The 20,623-nt window shown below is 63.6% G+C and carries 24 protein-coding genes; 13 read left to right on the top strand and 11 right to left on the bottom strand.

All coding sequences use genetic code 11. The annotated features are described in order from the left end of the window. Nucleotide 1: 1 nt before the first annotated feature. Nucleotides 2-715, bottom strand: a complete 714-nt coding sequence (locus DBV08_RS02400) for an SIMPL domain-containing protein (protein WP_058226475.1) — start codon at nt 713-715, stop codon at nt 2-4. A gap of 24 nt (nt 716-739) precedes the next feature. Next, a complete protein-coding gene (gene ybaK, locus DBV08_RS02395; protein ID WP_095969104.1) occupies nt 740-1,234 on the bottom strand; it encodes a Cys-tRNA(Pro) deacylase in 495 nt (164 codons plus the stop codon). A gap of 206 nt (nt 1,235-1,440) precedes the next feature. Here ybaK and DBV08_RS02390 point away from each other — a divergent pair, with 206 nt between their 5' ends. Continuing rightward, on the top strand, nt 1,441-2,139 hold the full coding sequence (locus DBV08_RS02390) for a sigma-70 family RNA polymerase sigma factor (RefSeq protein ID WP_095969105.1): 699 nt from the start codon (nt 1,441-1,443) through the stop codon (nt 2,137-2,139). Further along, complete coding sequence (rsrA, locus tag DBV08_RS02385; protein WP_003940722.1) at nt 2,136-2,417, top strand: mycothiol system anti-sigma-R factor; 282 nt, start codon at nt 2,136-2,138, stop codon at nt 2,415-2,417. Before DBV08_RS02390 ends, rsrA begins: the two co-directional genes overlap by 4 nt. A gap of 101 nt (nt 2,418-2,518) precedes the next feature. On the opposite strand, the gene DBV08_RS33210 is transcribed toward rsrA, so the two are convergent. Next, a complete protein-coding gene (locus tag DBV08_RS33210) occupies nt 2,519-2,593 on the bottom strand; it encodes a 50S ribosomal protein bL37 (RefSeq protein ID WP_022597109.1) in 75 nt (24 codons plus the stop codon). Between the two features lie 136 nt (nt 2,594-2,729). Here DBV08_RS33210 and DBV08_RS02380 point away from each other — a divergent pair, with 136 nt between their 5' ends. Both DBV08_RS02380 and DBV08_RS02375 read left to right on the top strand, forming a co-directional pair. Continuing rightward, a complete protein-coding gene (locus tag DBV08_RS02380) occupies nt 2,730-2,945 on the top strand; it encodes a biotin/lipoyl-binding carrier protein (RefSeq protein ID WP_124566397.1) in 216 nt (71 codons plus the stop codon). Between the two features lie 8 nt (nt 2,946-2,953). After that, nucleotides 2,954-4,456 carry a sensor histidine kinase gene (locus tag DBV08_RS02375; protein ID WP_124566396.1) on the top strand — a complete coding sequence of 501 codons (1,503 nt, stop codon included), beginning with the start codon at nt 2,954-2,956 and terminating at the stop codon, nt 4,454-4,456. A gap of 119 nt (nt 4,457-4,575) precedes the next feature. Here the strand turns inward: DBV08_RS02375 and DBV08_RS02370 are convergent, their stop codons facing one another. Further along, nucleotides 4,576-4,830, bottom strand: coding sequence for a WhiB family transcriptional regulator (locus DBV08_RS02370; RefSeq protein WP_003940950.1), 255 nt, complete (start codon nt 4,828-4,830; stop codon nt 4,576-4,578). 255 nt (nt 4,831-5,085) lie between these two features. Beyond that, on the bottom strand, nt 5,086-6,042 hold the full coding sequence (locus DBV08_RS02365) for a diacylglycerol kinase family protein (RefSeq protein ID WP_095969107.1): 957 nt from the start codon (nt 6,040-6,042) through the stop codon (nt 5,086-5,088). 41 nt (nt 6,043-6,083) lie between these two features. On the opposite strand from DBV08_RS02365, the gene DBV08_RS02360 reads away from it, so the two are divergent. After that, complete coding sequence (locus DBV08_RS02360; RefSeq protein WP_124566395.1) at nt 6,084-6,566, top strand: hypothetical protein; 483 nt, start codon at nt 6,084-6,086, stop codon at nt 6,564-6,566. Between the two features lie 4 nt (nt 6,567-6,570). Here DBV08_RS02360 and DBV08_RS02355 read toward each other — a convergent pair whose 3' ends face one another. Further along, complete coding sequence (locus tag DBV08_RS02355) at nt 6,571-7,050, bottom strand: GNAT family N-acetyltransferase (protein ID WP_003940724.1); 480 nt, start codon at nt 7,048-7,050, stop codon at nt 6,571-6,573. 17 nt (nt 7,051-7,067) lie between these two features. Beyond that, nucleotides 7,068-7,691 carry an acid phosphatase gene (locus DBV08_RS02350; protein ID WP_095969282.1) on the bottom strand — a complete coding sequence of 208 codons (624 nt, stop codon included), beginning with the start codon at nt 7,689-7,691 and terminating at the stop codon, nt 7,068-7,070. 71 nt (nt 7,692-7,762) lie between these two features. On the opposite strand from DBV08_RS02350, the gene DBV08_RS02345 reads away from it, so the two are divergent. Continuing rightward, nucleotides 7,763-8,560 carry a ParA family protein gene (locus tag DBV08_RS02345; protein WP_095969281.1) on the top strand — a complete coding sequence of 266 codons (798 nt, stop codon included), beginning with the start codon at nt 7,763-7,765 and terminating at the stop codon, nt 8,558-8,560. 13 nt (nt 8,561-8,573) lie between these two features. Here the strand turns inward: DBV08_RS02345 and DBV08_RS02340 are convergent, their stop codons facing one another. Then, nucleotides 8,574-9,776 carry a hypothetical protein gene (locus DBV08_RS02340; RefSeq protein ID WP_185564403.1) on the bottom strand — a complete coding sequence of 401 codons (1,203 nt, stop codon included), beginning with the start codon at nt 9,774-9,776 and terminating at the stop codon, nt 8,574-8,576. A 9-nt stretch (nt 9,777-9,785) separates the two neighbouring features. Next, nucleotides 9,786-11,390: a DEAD/DEAH box helicase gene (locus DBV08_RS02335; RefSeq protein ID WP_124566394.1), complete on the bottom strand. Its 1,605-nt coding sequence runs from the start codon at nt 11,388-11,390 to the stop codon at nt 9,786-9,788. Between the two features lie 377 nt (nt 11,391-11,767). Between DBV08_RS02335 and DBV08_RS02330 the strand changes: the two genes are divergently transcribed. Together DBV08_RS02330 and DBV08_RS02325 are read left to right on the top strand one after the other, a co-directional pair. Then, nucleotides 11,768-12,463, top strand: a complete 696-nt coding sequence (locus tag DBV08_RS02330; RefSeq protein ID WP_029255047.1) for a ferritin-like fold-containing protein — start codon at nt 11,768-11,770, stop codon at nt 12,461-12,463. 107 nt (nt 12,464-12,570) lie between these two features. Then, entirely contained in the window at nt 12,571-12,801 is a 231-nt protein-coding gene (locus DBV08_RS02325) for a DUF3107 domain-containing protein (protein ID WP_003942312.1), read from the top strand. Nucleotides 12,802-12,873: 72 nt separating this feature from the next. Here the strand turns inward: DBV08_RS02325 and DBV08_RS02320 are convergent, their stop codons facing one another. Further along, complete coding sequence (locus DBV08_RS02320; protein WP_095969111.1) at nt 12,874-13,545, bottom strand: TetR/AcrR family transcriptional regulator; 672 nt, start codon at nt 13,543-13,545, stop codon at nt 12,874-12,876. Nucleotides 13,546-13,873: 328 nt separating this feature from the next. Here DBV08_RS02320 and DBV08_RS02315 point away from each other — a divergent pair, with 328 nt between their 5' ends. The 3 genes from DBV08_RS02315 to DBV08_RS02305 are packed head-to-tail and all read left to right on the top strand — an operon-like array spanning nt 13,874 to nt 17,055. Beyond that, nucleotides 13,874-14,920 carry a DUF3152 domain-containing protein gene (locus DBV08_RS02315; protein WP_206029098.1) on the top strand — a complete coding sequence of 349 codons (1,047 nt, stop codon included), beginning with the start codon at nt 13,874-13,876 and terminating at the stop codon, nt 14,918-14,920. Between the two features lie 47 nt (nt 14,921-14,967). Next, nucleotides 14,968-16,155 (top strand): adenylyltransferase/sulfurtransferase MoeZ, encoded by a 1,188-nt coding sequence (gene moeZ, locus DBV08_RS02310; protein WP_124566392.1) that lies wholly within the window; start codon nt 14,968-14,970, stop codon nt 16,153-16,155. A gap of 45 nt (nt 16,156-16,200) precedes the next feature. Further along, nucleotides 16,201-17,055, top strand: coding sequence for a TIGR02569 family protein (locus DBV08_RS02305; RefSeq protein WP_007731227.1), 855 nt, complete (start codon nt 16,201-16,203; stop codon nt 17,053-17,055). Here DBV08_RS02305 and DBV08_RS02300 read toward each other — a convergent pair. Further along, a complete protein-coding gene (locus DBV08_RS02300; protein ID WP_095969114.1) occupies nt 17,052-17,732 on the bottom strand; it encodes a FadR/GntR family transcriptional regulator in 681 nt (226 codons plus the stop codon). The two genes, DBV08_RS02305 and DBV08_RS02300, sit on opposite strands and share 4 nt — an antisense overlap. A 93-nt stretch (nt 17,733-17,825) precedes the next feature. Between DBV08_RS02300 and DBV08_RS02295 the strand changes: the two genes are divergently transcribed. Both DBV08_RS02295 and DBV08_RS02290 read left to right on the top strand, forming a co-directional pair. Further along, entirely contained in the window at nt 17,826-19,088 is a 1,263-nt protein-coding gene (locus DBV08_RS02295; protein WP_124566391.1) for an MFS transporter, read from the top strand. Nucleotides 19,089-19,201: 113 nt separating this feature from the next. After that, the gene (locus tag DBV08_RS02290) at nt 19,202-20,602 is read left to right on the top strand and encodes a nitrate/nitrite transporter (RefSeq protein ID WP_085989607.1); all 1,401 of its coding nucleotides are present in this window, start codon (nt 19,202-19,204) and stop codon (nt 20,600-20,602) included. Nucleotides 20,603-20,623: the final 21 nt, after the last annotated feature.

Below are 20,623 nucleotides of genomic sequence, written 5' to 3'. Positions count from 1 at the left end.
GTCAGCCGAGAGCCCAGGTAACGGTCACTTCGAACGAGACCTGCTGGGTTCCCGGGGCGAGAACCATGTCGGACATCGAGGCGTCGGGAGCGCGCATGGTCTGACCGCCACTCGTGTCGTGCGCCTCGGTGATGGTCACGACGTTCTCGAGCGAAGTGCCGGACAGATCCGCGTATTGCTCGGCACGGTTCTTCGCGTCCTCGAAAGCTCGGGTGCGGGCGTCGGCCAGAAGCTGAGAGTCGTCGTCGATGGCGAAGGCGACGTTGCCGAGCCGTGCCGCGTTTCCGCCCGCCGCGATGCCGGCGTCCAAGACAGAAGAGGCCTTGTCGAGATCGCGGACGACGATCCGTACCGAGTTGGTTGCCCGGTAGCCGGTCACGTTGCCGCCGATGAACGGTCCACCACTGGCGTCGTACTGCGGCTGGACGGACAGATCGCTTGTCTGCACGTCCTCGGGGGCCACGCCGGCGGCGACTATCGCGTCGATCATCTGACGGGCCTTGTCATTCGACTCGGAGACCGCTCCCGATACATCCGGGGCAACAACCTCGATGCCGATGTCGGCATTGAGGATGTCCGGCGCTCCGCGGACCTGCCCTGATCCGACTACCGTGACTTCCTTGGCGGCATTGTCCGAACTCCCGCAGGCCGTCAGCGAGACGGTGAGGGCTGCCGCTGCAGCGGTCAGTGCCAGAGTTTTCAGGTGTGGTCGCATGGTGAGACCGTAGCGACCGGGTACTCAGCCCGCCGTGATTTGCGCCGTGACCGCGCCACTCAACTGCACGAGGTCCGTCGGAGCCAGCTCGATCTCGAGCCCGCGTCGACCGGCGCTGCAGAGAATGCGGTCCCAGTCGAGCGCCGACGCATCGATCACGGTCGGCAGTTTCTTGCGCTGGCCGAGCGGTGAGATACCGCCGAAGACGTAGCCGCTCGAGCGCTCGGCTTCGACGCGATCGGCCATGACTGCTTTGCTCGCACCGAGGGCAGCGGCTGCAGCCTTGAGCGAGAGCTTGTCCGGGACCGGCAGAACCGCGACGGCAAGCTTGCCGGTGTCGAGTTTGACTACCAGGGTCTTGAAGATCTGGGCAGCCTCGACGCCTGTCGACTCGGCCAACGCGTCCACGGCTTCGTCGCCGAACGATTCGGCGCGAGGATCGTGGTCGTAGCTGTGGACGCGGTGCGGTGTCTTCGACTTGTCGAGAAGTACGGTCGCAGGGGTCGCTGTTCCGGCCATGAGGACACCCTATGTGGATCGCCCGCAGGTGCATCCGACCAGGCCGGGAACAGAGTCGCAGACTCCCGTGTTGGTACCAGTTGATGAAACTTGTCCCGAGAAGCGAAGGAGCGACCGTGCTGGCTGTGTGTGAGCCACCACCGGCCCGTGGGTCGGATCTTCAGTTGGCGGTAACCTTGATCCCTACGGCTAGTGAAGGGATCAGAGTGCTGGAACACGACCGGCCCAAGGACGAACCGTCAGGGGTTACCGAACCTGCCGACGGCGCAGTGTCCGAAACGCCCGAAACTGCGGATGAGTTGATTGCCCGGTTCGAGCGCGACGCGCTCCCGCTGCTCGACCAGTTGTACGGCGCTGCCCTGCGTATGACTCGGAATCCGGCTGATGCCGAGGATCTCGTGCAGGAGACGTACGTCAAGGCGTACACCGCTTTCCGCTCGTTCCGTGCCGGTACCAACCTGAAAGCCTGGCTGTACCGGATTCTCACCAACACCTACATCAACTCGTACCGTAAGAAGCAGCGCCAACCCGCGCAGTATCCGACGGACGAGATCACCGATTGGCAGTTGGCCGCGACCGCTGAGCACACGTCCACCGGTCTGCGTTCGGCCGAGGTGGAGGCGCTCGACGCGTTGCCCGACGACGACATCAAGGCGGCGCTGCAGTCGCTTCCCGAGGAATTCCGGATGGCGGTGTACTACGCCGATGTCGAAGGATTCCCGTACAAGGAGATCGCGGAGATCATGGGCACACCCATCGGAACGGTGATGTCGCGACTGCACCGTGGTCGCAAGCAATTGCGTGGTCTTCTGGCCGATGTCGCAAAAGACCGGGGATTCAATCGGGACGGCGCAGTCGACACAGCCACAGTCGCAGCCACCGAGACGGAAGGTGTCACACGATGAGTGAGCAGGACGAATTCGAAAGGCTCGACTGCTCGGCAGTCATCGCCGACGTCTGGTTGATGCTCGACGGTGAATGTGACGATTCCAGTCGTGCTCGCCTGCAGCGTCATATCGACGATTGCGGATCGTGCCTCGAGGCCTACGGGATCGAAGAGAAGGTCAAGAGCCTGATCAACCGTAAGTGCGGCGGAGACCACGCGCCGGAAAGTCTGCGTCAGCGGCTCACCGTCGAGTTGCGTCGGACCATCGTCATAACGACTACCGAAACCGACAGCTAGCCCGTCAGCGACGATCTGAGCGGTAGTAGCGTAAGGCAGTAACGCCGAGGGGCGGGGAAGCAATGCTTCCCCGCCCCTCGGACGTTTTGTTGCGCTACATGTCAGGCGTTTGGACGCTTGCCATGGTTAGCGGCGTTGCCCTTACGGCTGCGCTTCTTACGACCACGCTTACCCATGATTGGTCTCCCTTCTGTTTCTTTCGCGTCATTGTTTCACGCCGATGCCGGTGTGGTTCCATTGGCAGGTCGATCGAGTGATCCGTCGACGTATTTTCGTGGTCAGGGTGCAGTTCCGACAGAAGTGAGGTTCACGATGGCAGAAGACGTGCGCGCCGAGATGGTTTCGACGGTCTACCAGGTGGTCGTGAGCGAGGGAGACGTCGTTGCGGACGGCGACACCCTGGTCATTCTCGAATCCATGAAGATGGAGATTCCGGTCCTGGCCGAGGTTCCGGGAACGGTGACGACGGTGGGCGTCGAGGTCGGCGATGTCATTCAGCAAGGCGATCTGATCGCCGTGATCTCCTAAGTCGGACGATGTCCACTCTCAGTGACCTCCTCGCCGAACACACCGATCTCCCGGGTGCGGCGGTCGACCACCTCCAGCGAGTAGTGGGCGAGTGGCAACTGCTCGCCGACCTCTCCTTTGCCGATGTTCTTCTGTGGGTGGGCACCGAATCGGAGAAGAACCGTTCGGAGGGGTCGGTCATCTGCGTCGCGCACTGCCGGCCGACAACGGCATCGACGGCTTTTCCGGAGGACGCGGTCGGGACGGTCGTTTCCGAGTCCGAGCACCCGCAGGTTCTCCGCGCTCTCGTGGAGGGCCGCGTCGTTCGCGGCGAAGACGAGACGTGGCGTGAAGGAATGCCGCCACGTAAGGAAGCCGTTCCCGTGCGTCTGGACGGGCGCGTCATCGCGGTTCTGAGCCGCGACACCAACCTGTCGCACCAGCGAGCGCAGAGTCCGCTCGAGCTCGCGTATCTCGATTGCGCCGAAGACCTGTGTCAGATGATCAGCGACGGAACCTTCCCGATCCGAGAATCGCGCTCCGACACGAACTCGAGCCCACGTGCGGGCGACGGGTTCATCCGTCTCGACACCGAAGGCACCGTCGTCTACGCCAGCCCGAACGCGCTCTCGGCCTATCACCGGATGGGCTTGAGTTCGGATCTGGTGGGCCAAGACCTCGCGGCGTTGACCCGTTCGTTGGTCACCGACCCGTTCGAGTCTTCGGAAGCTGCGGGATACATCCGGGATACGTTGGCGGACAAGCCCGGTCGCCGTATGGAGATCGAGGCGCGCGGGGCGACCGTTCTGCTGCGAGCCCTGGTTCTCAAGCCGGGCGGTCGGCACGTCGGTGCTGCGGTCGTCGTCCGCGACGTCACCGAGGTCAAGCGTCGTGATCGCGCGCTCCTGAGCAAGGACGCGACCATCCGCGAGATTCACCACCGAGTGAAGAACAACCTGCAAACCGTCGCGGCGCTTCTGCGTCTACAGGCCAGACGAACCGGCAACGACGAAGCGCGACAAGCGTTGACAGAATCGGTGAGGCGCGTGACGTCCATCGCCCTCGTTCACGACACCTTGTCGATGTCGGTGGACGAAGAGGTGGATCTCGACGAGGTGATCGACCGGTTGGTTCCCATGCTCTCCGATGTCGCGGGAGTAGGTGTGCCGGTGACGATTCGGCGTGAGGGAAGTTTCGGAGTGTTCTCCGCCGAGCGTGCCACCCCGTTGGTCATGGTGCTGACGGAGTTGGTGCAGAACGCAATCGAGCACGCTTTCGATCCAGGTAGTACCGGCACGGTCACATTGAGCGCCGAGCGTTCTGCACGCTGGTTGGACGTGATCATCCACGACAACGGGCGCGGGCTCCCGGAAAATTTCGACCTCGAGAAATCCGATCGCCTCGGACTGCAGATCGTTCGGACTTTGCTGGGCGCCGAACTCGGCGGCTCACTCGGACTGCACCCGGGGAGCGGTGGTGGCACCGACGCGGTTCTGCGTGTGCCGCTCGGTAGGCGTACTGCGCGTTACTGATTCGAGCATCGTTACTGATTCGAGCAGACAAAAAGCCCGGCACCATGTGGTGCCGGGCTGTCGTCTTCGACTGTGCGGAGGGGCTGTTCTCCGTCGCGAGTCGAACGTCTCGGTTCTACCTAGACGGAAGTGCGTGCACGGGTACGTGCGTTACGACGCTTGAGTGCGCGACGCTCGTCTTCGCTCATTCCGCCCCAGACGCCTGCATCCTGACCGGACTCGAGAGCCCAGGACAGGCACTCGGCGGTGACGGGGCAGCGGTTGCAGACAACCTTGGCATCAGCGATCTGAGCGAGGGCCGGTCCGCTGTTTCCCACCGGGAAGAACAGTTCGGGATCCTCGTCGCGACAGATTGCGTTGTGGCGCCAGTCCATCTTTTTTCGCTCCTTAATTGGGTGTGTATTCACACCATTTGGTACCAATGAGTTTGTGTGTGCGTCATCAATGTTTCCGCACTGTTACTTGTGAATGCTTTCACGAACTCGCGGTATGTCAATAGGTTTGAACGGGTTCGTGGGCCAACTCACTAATTTGTGACACACCTGACGGCCACCTGGGCGTCACCGGCATTTTACCCGATTTCGGCTATTCGGCACCAGAGTTTTTGCAGGTCAAACGTGTTGCCTGACTCACGTCGCAATCGGCGCGAACACTTCCAGTGCATCCGGGACCGAGGTGAATTCGACCTTTTCGCGAAGTCCGATGTAGTCGCCGTCCATCTGCAGTCCGATCGGTCGCGACGATTCGATGGTGATTGACGGGACGTCGTCGGTGCGGAGAAGAACCTTCGATTTCGGCTCGGCGCCGCGTGCGAGGAGCTGTCGCACAACCCGCAAGGACGGTAGGACTTTGGTGCTCGTCATGGCGAAGATGCCGAGTCCGCTGTCGAAAGTCGTTCCCGGATTGGTGTGTACGGGGCGCTCTTCCAGATATGTCCACGGGCTCGAGTTCGACACGAACGCGTAGTGGACTCCGGAGACGGGATCCTGATCGGGAAGGTGGACGGTCAGTGCTGGTTCGGCTCGCTTGGCACGGAAGAACGCCGCGATTGCGGTTCGGACGTACCGGGCGGGTGTGGCGGCGTCCCCGTTTTTGCGGCTGGCGTCGACGGCCTCGCAGACATCGGCGTCGAGGCCCATTCCGGCGTTGAACGTGAACCAACGGTTGTCGCAGTGTGCGAGTCCGATTCGGCGTCGCGTGCGCTCGGAGAGAAGGTCGACGAGTTGGTTCGTGGCATCGATCGGGTCGGCGGCGATACCGAGCGAGCGCGCGAAAACGTTTGCCGAGCCTCCGGGGACGACTGCGATTGTCGGGATCGGACCGACCGGAACCGATTTCATGGACGTGGGATGCGGTGACCCGAGCAGTCCATTGACCACTTCGTTGACCGTGCCGTCGCCGCCGTGGACGATCACCGAGCCGAACCCGTCTTCGTGGGCTTCGCGCGCCAGTTCGGCAGCGTGTCCCCGATGTGTGGTGTGCGCCACAGTAAGTCGCACCCGACTCTCGAGGGCGTGTGCCAACAGGTCACGACCGGCAGCGGTGGTGGAGGTGGCATTGGGGTTGACGATCAGCAGTGCGCGCACGGGGCATGAGCCTATCCGGTGTCGTGTTCTAGGCTGGCCTCGTGCCGAATACCGCCAGTCCGAACGCCCTGCCCAAGACAGTCACATGGGCAGGTGCCCTCGTGACGCTGCAAGGGCTCGTTGCCGCCGGGTTCGCGATCGTCGCAGTGATTCGCGGTGCAACCGGCCACGATCAGAGCGTCACCAACGGATACGGATTTGCCGCCTGGGTCGCGATCCTCGGCGGTGCGGTGTTGGCTGCCGGTATCGCCCTGTTGACCGGTCGCCGGTGGGGCCGGGCCATCGCCGTCGTCGCCCAGCTGCTGCTCCTGCCGGTTGCCTGGTCGCTGCTGACCGATTCACATCAGGTTCCGCTCGGCATCGTTCTGGGTGTCGTCGTTCTCGGTGCCCTCGGCTGCCTGTTCTCGGCTCCGACGTCTCGGTGGATGGCAGCGGAGTACGGAGCCTATGCCGACGAGGCGTCATCGGACGAGGAACGTCCGGACGCCGAAGGAACCGGCGACACCGGGCGCAAGAAAGACTGAACTCCTACTCGGCCTCGGCCGCGAGCGCCCCCAGGTGGGTGCCGGTCAGGCGATACGTGGTCCACTCCGTCTTCGCGTCGGCACCGAGTGACTCGTAGAACTTGATCGAGGGGGTGTTCCAGTTGAGCACCGACCAGGACAGCCTGGTGTAGTCGTTGTCGGTGCACTCCTTGGCGAGCGCGGCCAGAAGAGCCTTCCCGTGCCCTGATCCGCGCTGGCTGGGCTTGACGTACAGGTCCTCGAGGTAGATGCCGTGCGCGCCGTCCCACGTGGAGAAATTGCGAAACCACAGCGCCATGCCGACGACGTCGTCGGCGGAATTCACAGCGACGTGCGCGAAGGCCGTCGCGGCCGGTCCGAACAAAGCCTCGCCGATCTGTTCCGCCTTCACGGTGCACTCGTCGAGGGCCTTCTGGTAGTCCGCCAACTCGTAGATCATGTCGGTGATCGGCTGGACGTCTGCGGGCGTGGCGCGTCGGATCATGCAGAGGATCTTAAGCCTCACGCCTCCACGAGCGGTGGCACGTTGTGGTGGAGGAGGTGAGTAGCCCCGTGCTCGTAACCGAGAACCGTGTATGCGCCGGGCGACAACGCGAAGCGCTTTCCTTCCGTCACGGGGAGTTCGAGCCAGCGAGCGATGAGTGCGCGTGAGAAGTGGCCGTGCCCGATCAGGATCACGTCCCGCTCGGGTAGCTGCGAACGCACCATCGACAGCACCATGTCGGTGCGGGCATGGATCTGGTCGGCCTGCTCACCGCCGGGGCACGGGTGCGTCCAGACGGTCCAATCGGGCACCGTTGCCCGGATCTCGGGTGTCGTGAGGCCCTCGTAGTCCCCGTAGTCCCATTCGGACAGTGCATCCCAGGTCCGCTCCTCCGGAAGGCCGGCAAGATCACCCGTCAGCTGTGCGCGCAAACGCGGACTCGTCAGAATCATGGGATTGCGGAGGTCGAGTGTCCGCAGTCGGTTTCCGGTCGCGGTGGCCTGCATTTCGCCGAGCGGAGTCAGTGGAACCTCGGTCCGTCCGGTGTGTTTTCCGGTCCGTGCCCACTCGGTTTCACCGTGGCGCATCAGTACGACGCGAGCACCGAGAGGGATCGACGAGGGGGTGGACTGGGAGGTCATGTCGACCATCATTGCAGGCTGCCTCGCGTGTGTAGCTCGCCTCCTGGCGCGAAGTGCGCAAGGATCTACGTGTGACGACGGTTCTCGCAGTGGCGAATCAAAAGGGCGGCGTGGCTAAGACCACTACCGTCGCCTCTCTCGGTGCGGCTTTGTCCGCGCTCGGACAACGAGTCCTGGTGGTGGATCTCGACCCGCAGGGCTGCCTGACGTTCTCGCTCGGCCACAACCCGGATCGCCTCGAGCGTTCGGTCAACGAGGTCCTGGCGGGTGATCTCGACGCGGTCGACGCCGTGCTGAAGACGGACGACGGCATGGACCTGCTGCCGGCCACGATCGATCTCGCGGGCGCTGAAGCGTTGCTTCTGATGCGACCCGGCCGAGAGTTCGCGCTCAAGCGGGCGCTGTCTCCGCTCCTGGGTTCTTACGACGTCGTCATCATCGACTGCCCACCGTCGTTGGGTGTGCTCACACTCAACGGATTGACTGCGGCGCAGTCGGTTCTGGTTCCACTGCAATGCGAGACCCTCGCGCACCGCGGCGTCGGGCAGCTGCTGCGTACGGTTCGTGAAGTCCAAGCCATCACCAACCCGGATCTTGTTCTGCTCGGCGCACTTCCGACTCTGTACGACGCTCGAACCACGCACAGTCGCGACGTGCTCGCCGACGTCAGCGACCGTTACTCCCTCGCCGTTCTGGCGCCGCCGATCCCACGCACCGTCAAGTTCGCCGAGGCGTCCGCGTCGGGCGCGACGGTCCTCGCCGGACGAAAGAACAAGGGCGCGGATGCTTATCGCGAACTCGCCGACAATCTCGTAAAGCATTGGGCTGGAAACGAAGTCGTGACTTTCGCGCCGGAACTGGCGCTCTGAGGAAGGCGAGCTTCTAGCGCAGCGCGAACAAGGTATCGCCGCGCTGTTCCAGAATCGTCTCGCCCGCACTGGCGAGCACGATCGGTGTCGCCGTCTCACCGCGGTCGACGGCGATCATGCGCTGCACCGCTCCGTCCGACGGGCTGACGGCTGCAATGCCGCCCGGAACGGGGATGAGCATCTGACCGGCGACCATGCTTCCGGGCCCGGACGTTCCGTTGACGATCCACGTCGGAGCCAGATCGCTCAGTCGGAGGTTGACCGTCTGCGAGCCGGTCCACCATGTGATCGAAGCCTTGTCGGCGTGGGTGCGGGCACCCTCGGTCACCGCTCCCTCGATCGGATAGTCGACGATCGGGCTGCCGGATCCGTCGAAAATGCTGATGCGAGAAACAGTTCCGTTGGCGGCGGGGAGGTAGACCGCCGTTTTCTCGCCGGCCACGGACAGCAGGCGGGCGCCCTCGGAGTCGAGGAGAATCGAGGATCCGTACTCCTCGGGTTCCTGGGCGTCCTTGGGAGCGGGATTCATCACCGTCAACCTGTTGGAGGCTTCACCGGGGCAGCGTTCGAGTACCGAGACACGGTTGGCGCTCGACGCGGCGTCGAGCAGCGTGCATCCGGTGCGAGGTTGCTTGTTGGGATTGACCTTCGCGTCGACCCGGCCGTACTCGAGGGTTCGGACAAGGTCCGAGCGCCACAGTTCCATTCGCTCACTGCCGCGTGAGATCAGGTAGGTGCCGTCCGCCGACAAACTGACCGCGGAATCGGCGTCGCTGTTGCGCTGGTCTTTTCGGGCGCCGGTGTCCGCGACCAGTGACGTGACCTGGGAGCAACCGCGATCGTCCTGATAGACGCTGACGACGCGATCCCATGAACCGATCGCACCGCACAGGGGTATGTTGCGCGCGTAACGCCACACTTCTTCACCCGTTGCCGGATCGCGGCCGATCACTTCGGAGCCGTCGGCGGTGACGACGGCATTGCCGACGGTGATCGGCGCCGTCGAATCGGCACTGGCGGATTCCCACGTCTGCTTCAGGATGTCGGGCAACAACACCGACGTCGAGAGAGGCGGGAGAGACGTGTCTGCGGTGACCGAGGTGGTTCCGTGCGCATCACTGCGCAACCACACCACGGTCACCGCTACGACTACGGCCAGCGCGAGAGCCAGCGCACCGATCAGATCTGAGCGAGTACGCCTTTCGGGAGCCAGCACATCGGCAGCTTACTCTGCGGCGCCTGCCGTCGCGGTAGCCGCGGGGCGACGACGCCGACGGCGACGCGGCTTGGCTGCTCCGTCGTCGTCCGTGTTCTCGGCACCGGTTGCGGCAGGTGCCGAGGGGGGAGCGGTGGTCGCGGTAGCGGTGGTGGACGTCGCGGCGTCGGCCGAAGCGCCGGCGCGGGTGCGGCGACGGGTCCGGTTGCGGCGGGGAGCGGCCTTCTCTTCGTTGCCGTCGGAGTCGGTCGTATTCGGCGCGTCGGCCTTGTCCGTTGCGGCTTTGTCGGTTGCAGCCTTCTCAGGCGCGGCCTTGGCCTTGCGAACAGTGCCCTTGGCGTCGGCCGGGATCGACAGCTCCTCGTAGAGGTGCGGCGAGCTCGAGTACGTCTCGACCGGATCGGGGATTCCGAGGCTCAGTGCCTTGTCGATGAGCTGCCAACGAGGGATGTCGTCCCAGTCGACCAGCGTGACGGCGATGCCGGTGCGTCCGGCGCGGCCGGTACGACCGATGCGGTGGACGTACGTCTTCTCGTCTTCGGGGCACTGGTAGTTGATGACGTGAGTGACGTCGTCGATGTCGATACCGCGTGCAGCGACGTCGGTGGCGACGAGAACGTCGACCTTGCCGTTGCGGAAGCCCTTCAGTGCCTTTTCACGGGCGATCTGTCCGAGGTCGCCGTGGACCGCGCCGACGGAGAAACCACGCTCGGCGAGATCGTCGGCGACTTTCTGGGCGGTGCGCTTGGTACGGGTGAAGATCATCGTCGCGCCGCGGCCTTCGGCCTGCAGTACGCGGGCAACCATCTCGGCTTTGTCGAGAGCGTGCGCACGGTAGATGTGCTGGCTCGTGCGGTCGTGCACTGCGGAGGATTCGGCTTCCTCGGCGCGGATGTGCGTCGGCTGCGTCAGGAAGGTGCGAGCCAGAGTGATGATCGGGCCGGGCATCGTGGCCGAGAAGAGCATTGTCTGACGCTTGTCGGGGACCATGCCCATGAGGCGTTCGATGTCGGGGAGGAAGCCGAGGTCGAGCATTTCGTCGGCCTCGTCGAGGACGAGAACGCCGACCTTGCCCAGGATCAGGTGCGACTGGTTGGCGAGGTCGAGCAGGCGACCCGGGGTGCCGACGACAACGTCGACGCCCTTCTGGAGTGCCGAGATCTGCGCCTCGTACGGCCGGCCGCCGTAGATGGGCAGAACCTGCAGACCACGGTCGCCGACGCGGAGGTACTTGCTGGCGTTCTCGAGGTCGCGGGCGACCTGGATGCACAGTTCGCGGGTGGGAACGATGATCAGCGCGCGGGGAGTGCCGTCGAGGACCGCCGTGCCGTTCTCGGCGGTGACGATGCGATGCAGGAGCGGGACGCCGAAACCGAAGGTCTTGCCCATACCGGTTCGTGCCTGACCGATGAGGTCGTCACCGGCGAGAGCCAACGGGAGGGTGAGTTCCTGGATGGCGAAGGTGCGCTCGATGCCGATCTCGTTCAGTGCGCGGACGATTTCGTCGCGGACACCGAGTTCGGCGAAGGTCGGGGGTACATGGGTGTCGTCGAGCTGGACGGAAACGGTGTTCTCGGTTGCTTCGTCTTCGTGGTCGACAGTGATCTTGCTCAGGGGACTAGCCTTTCCTCGTGGCGGTACGCACGCACAAGGTAAGGGGCCAGGCCGTAAGTCGGCCGATGTCGATGCCCTCTTTTTCTTCGGTCATGCCTACGCCTCAGCACTGAATTCCACTCGGACGAATTCGAACCGTCCGGCGATCTCGGCGAAGCGGGCAACAACCGTCGATGCAGGTGCGCGCACATTATCGGTGGGGTTCGTGTGAAGACAGCCGTCCCGGCTAACCAAATGGCCCGGGGGAACTGGCGAACTCCCAAGACCATTGTAGCTGCACGTTGTCCGTCCCTCGCGATGACATGTCGAAGATCACCGAATCGGACATGCGGTCCTCGGCAGTCGCGTCGGCCGTCGAAGCACTACAGTTCGTAGTCATGGGCGCACACGATCTTGATGCTTCGACGGACGCTGGAACCGGAGGCCGAGTCGCTTCCGATCACCCGGGCGTGATCGATTTGTTTGCCGTTCTCGCGTATGGCGAGATTTCGGCGTTCTACCGTTTGGCGGAAGACGCACAAATGGCTCCGGACCTGCGCGGCAAGGTGGCGTTTGCCAGCATGGCCGCCGCCGAGATGGACCACTTCGAGACTCTGGAAACGGCCCTGACGGAACGTGGCCACGAGATCTTTGCCGTCATGGATCCGTTCGTGCGCGCGCTCGACAACTATCACGCGTCGACGACGCCGTCGACGTGGCTGGAATCGCTCGTGAAGGCATATGTCGGAGACGGAATCGCTGCCGATTTCTATCGCGAGATCGGTCACTCCCTCCCGGCGGACGTCGCCGAGATCGTGGAGGACGTTCTCTCGCAGACGGGCCATTCGGAGTTCGTGGTGCTCGAGGTGAAGGCCGCGGTAGAGGCCAGCACCCGCGCCAAGGACCGGTTGATGCTGTGGGGACGCCGACTCCTCGGTGAGGCGATCACCCAGGCACAGTTCGTGCTGGCGCAGCGTGAGGACCTCACGGATCTGGTGATCTCGGCCTCCGGTGACCTCAACGGAGTTGTCGCGTTGTTCGACGGTATGCAGGCAAAGCACGCCGAGCGGATGGCGATTCTCGGACTCGTCTAGGTGACTGTTCGCTCTAGGCACAGCGTGCAGAGGAGCGTGGGCGGTCGCTGCTGCATTAGCCTTGCGTCGACAACGGATGTAATTCACGAACAGTTCGGAGGTTGACCGTGGAGGTCAAGATCGGTGTAATCGACAGCCCGCGTGAGCTCATCGTCAACAGCGAACAGACCCCTGACGAGGTCGAGACACTGGTCGCGGCTGTCCTCGGTGGCCGCGAGCCGGTTCTGGCTCTCGTCGACGACAAGGGCCGCAAGTTCCTGGTGCAGGCTTCTCGTGTGGCGTACGTGGAGATCGGTCCGTCCGATATCCGCAAGGTCGGATTCGCGCCTACCGTCTGACGCGTAGCTGTAACAGCAGAAAGGGCGGGCAGTCGTGAGACTGCCCGCCCTTTCGCGTGTGAGTGTGGCCGATTACTTGGTTTCGGCTTGCAGTGGCACATGGGAGAGACCGCCCCACGCCAGGGTCACCGTGATTTCCACGGCCTCTTCCTTCGGGATCGGCCGCGCAGCTTCGAGCCAGTATCGAGCGGTGAACTGGCTGGCACCGACAAGACCGACCGCGAGGATGCGCGCGCGATACGGATCGAGTCCGGAATCCTGGCTGACCAGGTCGAACACGGCGTCGACGCAGGCTTCGGTGGCTTGTTCGACGCGTGTCTGGACCTGAGGTTCGCCCATGATGTCGGACTCGAACACCAGGCGGAAGCCCTGGGAGTCGTTGTCGACGAAGTCGAAGAACGCCTGCACTGCGGCGCGGACACGCTGTTTGTTGTCCGTCGTCGATCGCAGGGCCTGGCGTACACCCGAGATGAGGCTGTCGACGTAACTCTGCAGGACTGCGACATACAGTTCGAGTTTGCCTGGGAAATGTTGGTACAGGACTGGCTTGCTGACACCCGCACATTCGGCGATCTCGTCCATGCCGGCCGAGTGGTACCCGTTCGCGACGAATACCTCGCTTGCAGCTGCGAGGAGCTGGAGGCGGCGCGCATCGCGGGGGAGTCGGGTGCTGCGACGTGTTCCGGCAGGCTTGCCAGCCGATGTACCGCGATCGGAGTCTGTCCGATCCGCGAGTTCTGTCATGTCGCTTCCAATCTGAGCAAAAGTAATTCGGTCGGCGCGCGGATCCGCGAGTCGCGTGTGCGTACCCGCCAGTATCCTCCGTCACACCGGTCGTAGCCGAATGAACGATACCGTGTGTCGGCCGGGCGAGTCGCGCGCGCCTCGGTGAGCGAGACCAGCAGTCTTTCTCGTTACAGGACGGGTTGCCATGACACGCCAGGACCAGCGGGTTTCGGTCAGCCCGGGCGAGCGACTTGCCGTGTGTGAGATTCTGGACGACGTGACTGACCCAGGGGGACCGCGCATGCGTGGACGAACTACGCAGAACCCTGAACGTGAGGAACGTCGAATGCGTAGCGGAACTGGAGCGCCTCGCGACGAACGTCGGCCAGAGGTGCCGGATGATCGTGCCTACGGCGAACGCGACTATCGCGGCATTTCCTCCCATCAGCCCTTGCGTGCCCAGTGGGATCCGACCAAACGAGAAGTGGGCCGAACCCCGCGTAATCCGCGGCCGGACCGGGCAGCGCGAAAGCAGAGCAAGCTCGGGCGCTTCGTCTCGACCTACGGCTGGCGTGCGTACGCGATTCCGGTTCTCGTGGTGCTCACCATCCTCGTCATCGTCGACGCCGTACGTCCGGACACCACCGACTCCGCGAGCAAGACGTCGGCCACCGCCGACCTCGCACACAGCACGGACGGAACCGACGTCATCGGCGCGCCGCCGGCCGGGGACGGAACTTTTGCGTCGTCGATACCGTCCGGCGCACTTCCCGACGGTGGTCCGTTCACCGTCGCGGGCGGCGGAACGTGGCACGTCGTACCGGGTACGACGGGCAAGGTGGGTCAGGGAACCGAACGCGAGTTCACGTACACGGTCGAGATCGAGGACGGCGTCGACACGACCGGCTTCGGCGGTGACGAATCGTACGGACGCATGGTCGATCAGACCCTGGCCAATCCGAAGAGTTGGACCAACGATCCCAAGGTCGCGTTCCGGCGTGTCGACGCGGGCGAGCCGGACTTCCGTATCTCCCTGACCTCGCAGATGACTATCCGCGAAGGCTGCGGATACGAAATCGAGCTCGAAGGATCCTGCTACAACCCGAGCATGGACCGAGTCCTACTCAACGAACCGCGATGGGTGCGAGGCGCTATTTCGTTCCAGGGTGACATCGGCTCGTATCGGCAGTATCAGATCAATCACGAGGTCGGCCATGCCATCGGATACGCCGCTCACCAGCCGTGCGAGACCGAAGGTGGGCTCGCACCGATCATGATGCAGCAGACCTTCGGAACCGCGAACAACGACATCGCTAGGCTTGATCCTGAGGGCGTCGTTCCGATGAACGGACTCACGTGCCGCTTCAATCCGTGGCCGTACCCCCGAGCGTGACCGGATCGAGAACCCACGATCTCGTCTTGAACTAGGAGTGTTTCGCGGTGTCTGCAACACCCGTCGTATTGCCACCACTGGTGGAGCCGGCAGCCGAGTTGAGCCGGGAGGAAGTTGCCCGGTACAGCAGGCACCTGATCATCCCGAACGTCGGTATGACCGGCCAGAAGCGTCTCAAGAATGCACGGGTTCTGTTCATCGGCGCCGGTGGATTGGGTTCGCCTGCACTGCTCTATCTCGCGGCCGCGGGAGTGGGCACCATCGGGATCGTCGAGTTCGACGAGGTCGACATGTCGAACCTGCAGCGTCAGGTGATTCACGGACGCTCGGACGTCGGACGCCCCAAGGCGGTCAGCGCCCGCGAGTCGATTCTCGAGATCAACGAGCACGTCGACGTCCGATTGCACGAGTTCCGTCTCGACAACTCCAACGCGGTCCAGCTGTTTTCCGAGTACGACCTGATTCTCGACGGCACGGACAACTTCGCGACGCGGTACCTCGTCAACGATGCCGCAGTCATCGCCGGAAAGCCGTACGTGTGGGGCTCGATCTACCGCTTCGAGGGGCAGGTGTCGGTCTTCTGGGAAGACGCCCCGGACGGCGCGGGACTGAACTATCGCGACCTCTACCCGGAGGCCCCGCCGCCGGGCATGGTCCCCTCCTGTGCCGAGGGCGGTGTTCTCGGAGTCCTGCCCGCGACCGTCGGTTCGATCATGGCGACCGAGGCGGTCAAGCTCATCACCGGAATCGGTGAACCGCTTCTCGGACGCCTGATGATCTACGACGCACTGGCGATGACGTTCCGGACGATCCGCCTTCAGCGAGATCCGACCCGCGTGCCCGTCACCGCCTTGATCGACTACGACGCGTTCTGCGGTGTCGTGTCCGAAGAGGCGAGCGCTGCTGCCGTCGGTTCGACGATCACGGCGCCCGAACTGGAGGCCATGATCGGCGAGGGACGATCGATCGAGCTGGTCGACGTACGAGAACCGGTTGAATGGGACATCATGCATCTGCCGGGGGCTGTGCTGATCCCGAAGGACCGCATCCTTTCCGGCGAAGCTCTGGCGACGTTGCCGCAGAACAAGAAGATAGTGCTGTACTGCAAAACCGGCATCCGTTCGGCCGAGGCACTGGCCTTTCTCAAGAACGCCGGCTTTTCCGACGCAGTTCACGTTCAAGGCGGCGCGATCGCCTGGGCGAACCAGGTGGATGCGAGTCTGCCGGTCTACTAGGCGCGCCTCGCGGGAGGCGGCGCCGCGCACCGGTAGCGTTGGGGTGTGAGCACAGGCCAACCTCCCCAGCACGTGTGCTCCACCTTCGGCCTCCGTGAAGTCGATCCCATCCCACTCGGTGCGGATTGGGACGGCGGGTGGCTGTGTGGAGACGTCGTCCTTTCAGCAGTTGCGGATCATGCCCGCGCAGCGTGGTCGGCGAAGGTGCGAGAGAACCTCGAAGTCGACGGCGTCCGGCTCGCTCGACCGGTCCGTTCGACCGACGGTCGTTACGTCGTCTCGGGCTGGCGCGCCGACACATTCATCGTCGGATCGCCGGAACCGCGTCACGACGAAGTGGTCTCGATGTCGTGCCGACTGCATGCGGCGACGGCCTCGCTCGAGCGCCCGCGCTTCCTTGCACAACCGCCGGTTCCGCCGTGGGCCGAGGTCGACGTATTCGTAGCCGCTGATCGCGCGGCGTGGGAAACGGTTCCACTGAGGATCGCGAAGGGTGTCGAGCAACTCGAGACGCCTACTCCGGACGGTCGCAAGAGTCTGGAACTGATTGCCGGACTCGCCACGTTGCGTAAGCCGGTGCAGAGCCCGGACCAGCTCGTGCACGGCGATCTGTTCGGAACAGTCTTGTTCTCGGGCAGTATGGCGCCCGGAATCACCGACATCACGCCGTACTGGCGGCCGGCTGCGTGGGCCGCCGCCGTCGCCGTGGTCGACGCGATCTCGTGGGGCGGGGCAGACGAGGCACTGGTCGGCCGGTGGGAAGATCTCCCCGAGTGGCCGCAGATGCTTCTACGTGCGGTGATGTTCCGCTTGGCAGTTCATGTTCTGCATCCCCGCTCGACGGCGGACGCGTTCCCGGGGTTGGCCCGAACGTCCGACATCGTGCGCTTGCTGCTCTAGATCGGGGCGCCGGTACCGAAGTCCGAGACCAGGCCCTCGAACAATTCGCGTGCGGCGTTCGAGGCGGCCACGGTGTTCCCGTCGACGACAGCGTTGACGAGGTTCGCGTGCTGCGAGTGAAATCCCTCACCGGTTGCATCGATGTGTTGTTGGATCGTGGTTTCGATGACCGGGAGCAGGGAATCGTAGAACTCCAGGTAGACCTCGTTGTGGCTGGCCGCGACGATAGCTCGGTGTAGGGCGACGTCAGCGGTGGTTGCGGCGTCGACGTCCTGACCCTCCCACGAAGCGGTGCGAAGCGCGAGTAACCGCGTCAGTTCGGCGATGTCGTCTTCGGTTCGCCGTGCGGCGGCGAGGGTGGCCGCGGTGATGTCGAGTGCGCGCCGAAGTTCGAGTACATCCCGCTGGTGGGCGCCGGCAAAGTAGTTCCCCAGAGTGCCGCCGAGGTCGGAGACAGCAACGACGTAGGTGCCCGATCCCTGACGACGTTCCAGCATTCCGGCGTGAACGAGCGCCTGGACCGCCTCGCGCACGGTATTGCGACCGGTGCCGGTCAGCTCCGACAGTTCCGGTTCGGTGGGGATCTTGGAACCGATCGGCCAGGTTCCGCTTCGGATCTCGTTGCGGAGTTGTTCGGTGACCTGCGAGATGAGACTTGCGCGTCGAACGGGTTGCACGTGGTTGTTTCCTCGGGTCCGGGTAAGTGGTGTGAATGTGACGTTAGATTACCGCGCTTGTGCGAGTTCGTCCGGTCATCCTATGATTTGCCGGTGACTGCTCAACTGGAGAGAACCGAAACCCGCTCGTTGATACAAGGCCGTGTGCTCGTCTTCGCAGCGATTGCGATGTCTGCGCTCGTACTTCGACTTGCGGTGACCTCGTTCTCGCCCTTGGCGGCCGAGATTCGCGACGAGATCGGCTTCTCCGCCTCGATCGTCGGTGTCTTCGGCATGGTTCCGACCGCAATGTTCGCCATCTTCGGTCTCATCACTCCCGCCATCGCGAAACGTATCGGGCTCGAGCGAACGGCCCTCGTCGCGATGCTCATGGCCGGCGTCGGAATGCTGTTGCGTGCCATGATGTCTCAGACGTGGTCGTTGTTGGCCCTCTCGGCTCTGGCACTCGCAGGCATGGGAATCGGCAATGTCGTCATCCCGCCGTTGGTCAAGCGGTACTTCTCGGATCGCCTCGCCACCATGAGTTCGGTCTACATCGTGGCCGTGCAGATCGGCACCATCGTCCCGGCGTTCGTCGCAGTCCCGGTTGCCGACGCCTTCGGTTGGCGGTTCTCGATCGGCTGGTGGTCCGCCTTCGGATTCGCCGCAGCAGTGCCGTGGTTGATCACCCTCGCTCGCTCGCGCAAGGCACGCGCGAATGAAGCCGGGTCCACCGACAATGCATCGGATTCGGTTGCAGCAGTAGCAGAACAGCCACGTGGTCAGGTCTGGCGTTCGCCCGTGGCCTGGGGTATGGCCGGTATGTTCGGCATGACCTCACTGATCACGTATTCGATGTTCACGTGGATTCCCTCGATCCTTCGTGATGCCGGCGCCAGTGACGCCTTCGGCGGAACGATGGTCGGCATGTTCTCGGTGATCGGACTCGTCGCAGCCTTCGGTGCACCGACGCTGTGTGCCCGCATGGCCAACCCGTTCCCCGTCGTGATCGCGTGCGCCGTCTGTTACCTCGTCGGAATGGGTGGACTCTACTTCGCCCCCATGGCCGCGCCGATCGTGTGGGTTGTGGTCCTGGGCCTCGGTCCGAGCACGTTCCCGATGTCGCTCACGCTGATCAATCTGCGGACGCGTTCGCATATCGGTTCCTCCGCGCTGTCCGGCTTCACCCAGGGCATCGGTTACTCCGTTGCCTGCCTCGGCCCGCTCCTGTTCGGCGTTTTTCACGACGTGTCCGGTGGATACGCTGCGCCGTTCGGCCTGCTCGTCGTTGCTGTGATCGTGGTGCTTCTGGGCGCCTACCAGGCATGTAAGCCTCGGATGCTCGAGGATTCCTGGCACGCACCGGCGAAGAACTAGCTCACACCCGGGTTTGTCACCGGGTGAGGATCAATTGACTTCGCGGTCATCGCGCGCAGCACCGGCGCAATAACCGTTTTCTACCTTTGGGTCTCCAACATATTCAGGAGGCCCTGGTGAGTCATTACATCGAGCATTGGGATGCAGAGGACGTCGACGCCTGGGAATCCGGCGGCAAGGACATCGCGAAGCGGAACCTGATCTGGTCAGTGGTAGCCGAACACGTCGGCTTCTCGATCTGGTCGATCTGGTCCGTGATGGTGTTGTTCATGCCGACGGATATCTACGGCATCGACGCGGCCGGAAAGTTCTTCCTCGTCGCAGTTCCCACACTTGTCGGGTCGGTCCTCCGTATTCCCTACACGGTTGCCACCGCACGGTTCGGCGGTCGTAACTGGACCGTCATGAGTGCGCTGTTCCTCTTCGTACCAACACTTCTCACGCTCTACCTGATGATGAACCCGGGTGCTTCGTACACCACGTTCATGTTGGTAGCGGCCACGGCCGGTATCGGCGGCGGCAACTTCGCGTCGTCGATGACCAACATCAATGCCTTCTACCCGCAGCGACTCAAGGGCTGGGCGCTCGGTCTCAACGCCGGCGGCGGCAACATCGGTGTGCCGATGATCCAGCTGATCGGTCTGCTGGTGATCGCCACCGTCGGCAACCGCGCTCCGTGGATCGTCTGCGCCGTCTATCTCGTGTTCATCGCGGCCGCTGCCGTCGGTGCCGCGCTGTTCATGGACAACCTGGGCAACCAGAAGTCGGACCTGCGCTCGATGGCCAAGGCGCTGAAGTTCTCCGAGTCGTGGGTGATCAGCTTCCTGTACATCGGTACGTTCGGTTCCTTCATCGGATTCAGCTTCGCCTTCGGTCAGGTTCTGCAGATCAACTTCCTTGCCGGTGGTGCAACTCCGGCCGCAGCGGCGCTGCACGCAGCACAGATCGCCTTCATCGGACCGCTCCTCGGTTCGATCGCTCGGCCCCTCGGCGGCAAACTGGCAGACCGCATCGGCGGCGGCAAGATCACGATGTGGACGTTTGTCGCCATGGCATTCGCTGCATCGATCCTCGTGACGGCCGGAACGATGGACGACAACACCGCGGGCGTCGCCAGTGCCGGAATCATGGTGACGTTCGTTCTCGGATTCATCGCCCTGTTCCTGCTCTCCGGGATCGGAAACGGATCCGTCTACAAGATGATCCCGGCGATCTTCGAGGCGAAGGCTCAGAGCTTCGACCACATGGATCGAAGCGAGAAGGCAACGTGGTCGCGCAGTATCTCCGGCGCTCTCATCGGATTTGCCGGTGCGGTAGGCGGTTTGGGTGGCGTCGGCATCAACCTGGTGCTGCGCGCGTCGTACAGCAGCCCCGCGAAGTCGGCGACCATGGCCTTCTGGGTGTTCCTGGCCTTCTACATCGCCTGCATCGCAGTCACCTGGTTCGTCTTCCTGCGTAAGCCGTCGACGCTGACCACAGACGTCGACGAGGCGAAGGTCGCAGTCACGGCGTGAGCGGTCCGCGGAATCTCAGAA

Source organism: Rhodococcus sp. KBW08 (assembly GCF_003852455.1).
Classification (GTDB): domain Bacteria; phylum Actinomycetota; class Actinomycetes; order Mycobacteriales; family Mycobacteriaceae; genus Rhodococcus_F; species Rhodococcus_F baikonurensis.
The sequence above is the reverse complement of the archived record's forward strand: the minus strand, read 5'-3'. Positions and strand labels throughout refer to the sequence as shown.

Excerpts from the sequence above, each read along its gene's own strand:
- DBV08_RS02400 (WP_058226475.1), bottom strand. The coding sequence starts at position 715 with ATGCGACCACACCTGAAAACTCTGGCACTGACCGCTGCAGCGGCAGCC.
- ybaK (WP_095969104.1), bottom strand. The coding sequence starts at position 1,234 with ATGGCCGGAACAGCGACCCCTGCGACCGTACTTCTCGACAAGTCGAAG.
- rsrA (WP_003940722.1), top strand. The coding sequence starts at position 2,136 with ATGAGTGAGCAGGACGAATTCGAAAGGCTCGACTGCTCGGCAGTCATC.
- DBV08_RS02380 (WP_124566397.1), top strand. The coding sequence starts at position 2,730 with ATGGCAGAAGACGTGCGCGCCGAGATGGTTTCGACGGTCTACCAGGTG.
- DBV08_RS02375 (WP_124566396.1), top strand. The coding sequence starts at position 2,954 with ATGTCCACTCTCAGTGACCTCCTCGCCGAACACACCGATCTCCCGGGT.
- DBV08_RS02370 (WP_003940950.1), bottom strand. The coding sequence starts at position 4,830 with ATGGACTGGCGCCACAACGCAATCTGTCGCGACGAGGATCCCGAACTG.
- DBV08_RS02355 (WP_003940724.1), bottom strand. The coding sequence starts at position 7,050 with ATGATCCGACGCGCCACGCCCGCAGACGTCCAGCCGATCACCGACATG.
- DBV08_RS02350 (WP_095969282.1), bottom strand. The coding sequence starts at position 7,691 with ATGACCTCCCAGTCCACCCCCTCGTCGATCCCTCTCGGTGCTCGCGTC.
- DBV08_RS02330 (WP_029255047.1), top strand. The coding sequence starts at position 11,768 with ATGGGCGCACACGATCTTGATGCTTCGACGGACGCTGGAACCGGAGGC.
- DBV08_RS02320 (WP_095969111.1), bottom strand. The coding sequence starts at position 13,545 with ATGACAGAACTCGCGGATCGGACAGACTCCGATCGCGGTACATCGGCT.
- DBV08_RS02315 (WP_206029098.1), top strand. The coding sequence starts at position 13,874 with ATGCGTAGCGGAACTGGAGCGCCTCGCGACGAACGTCGGCCAGAGGTG.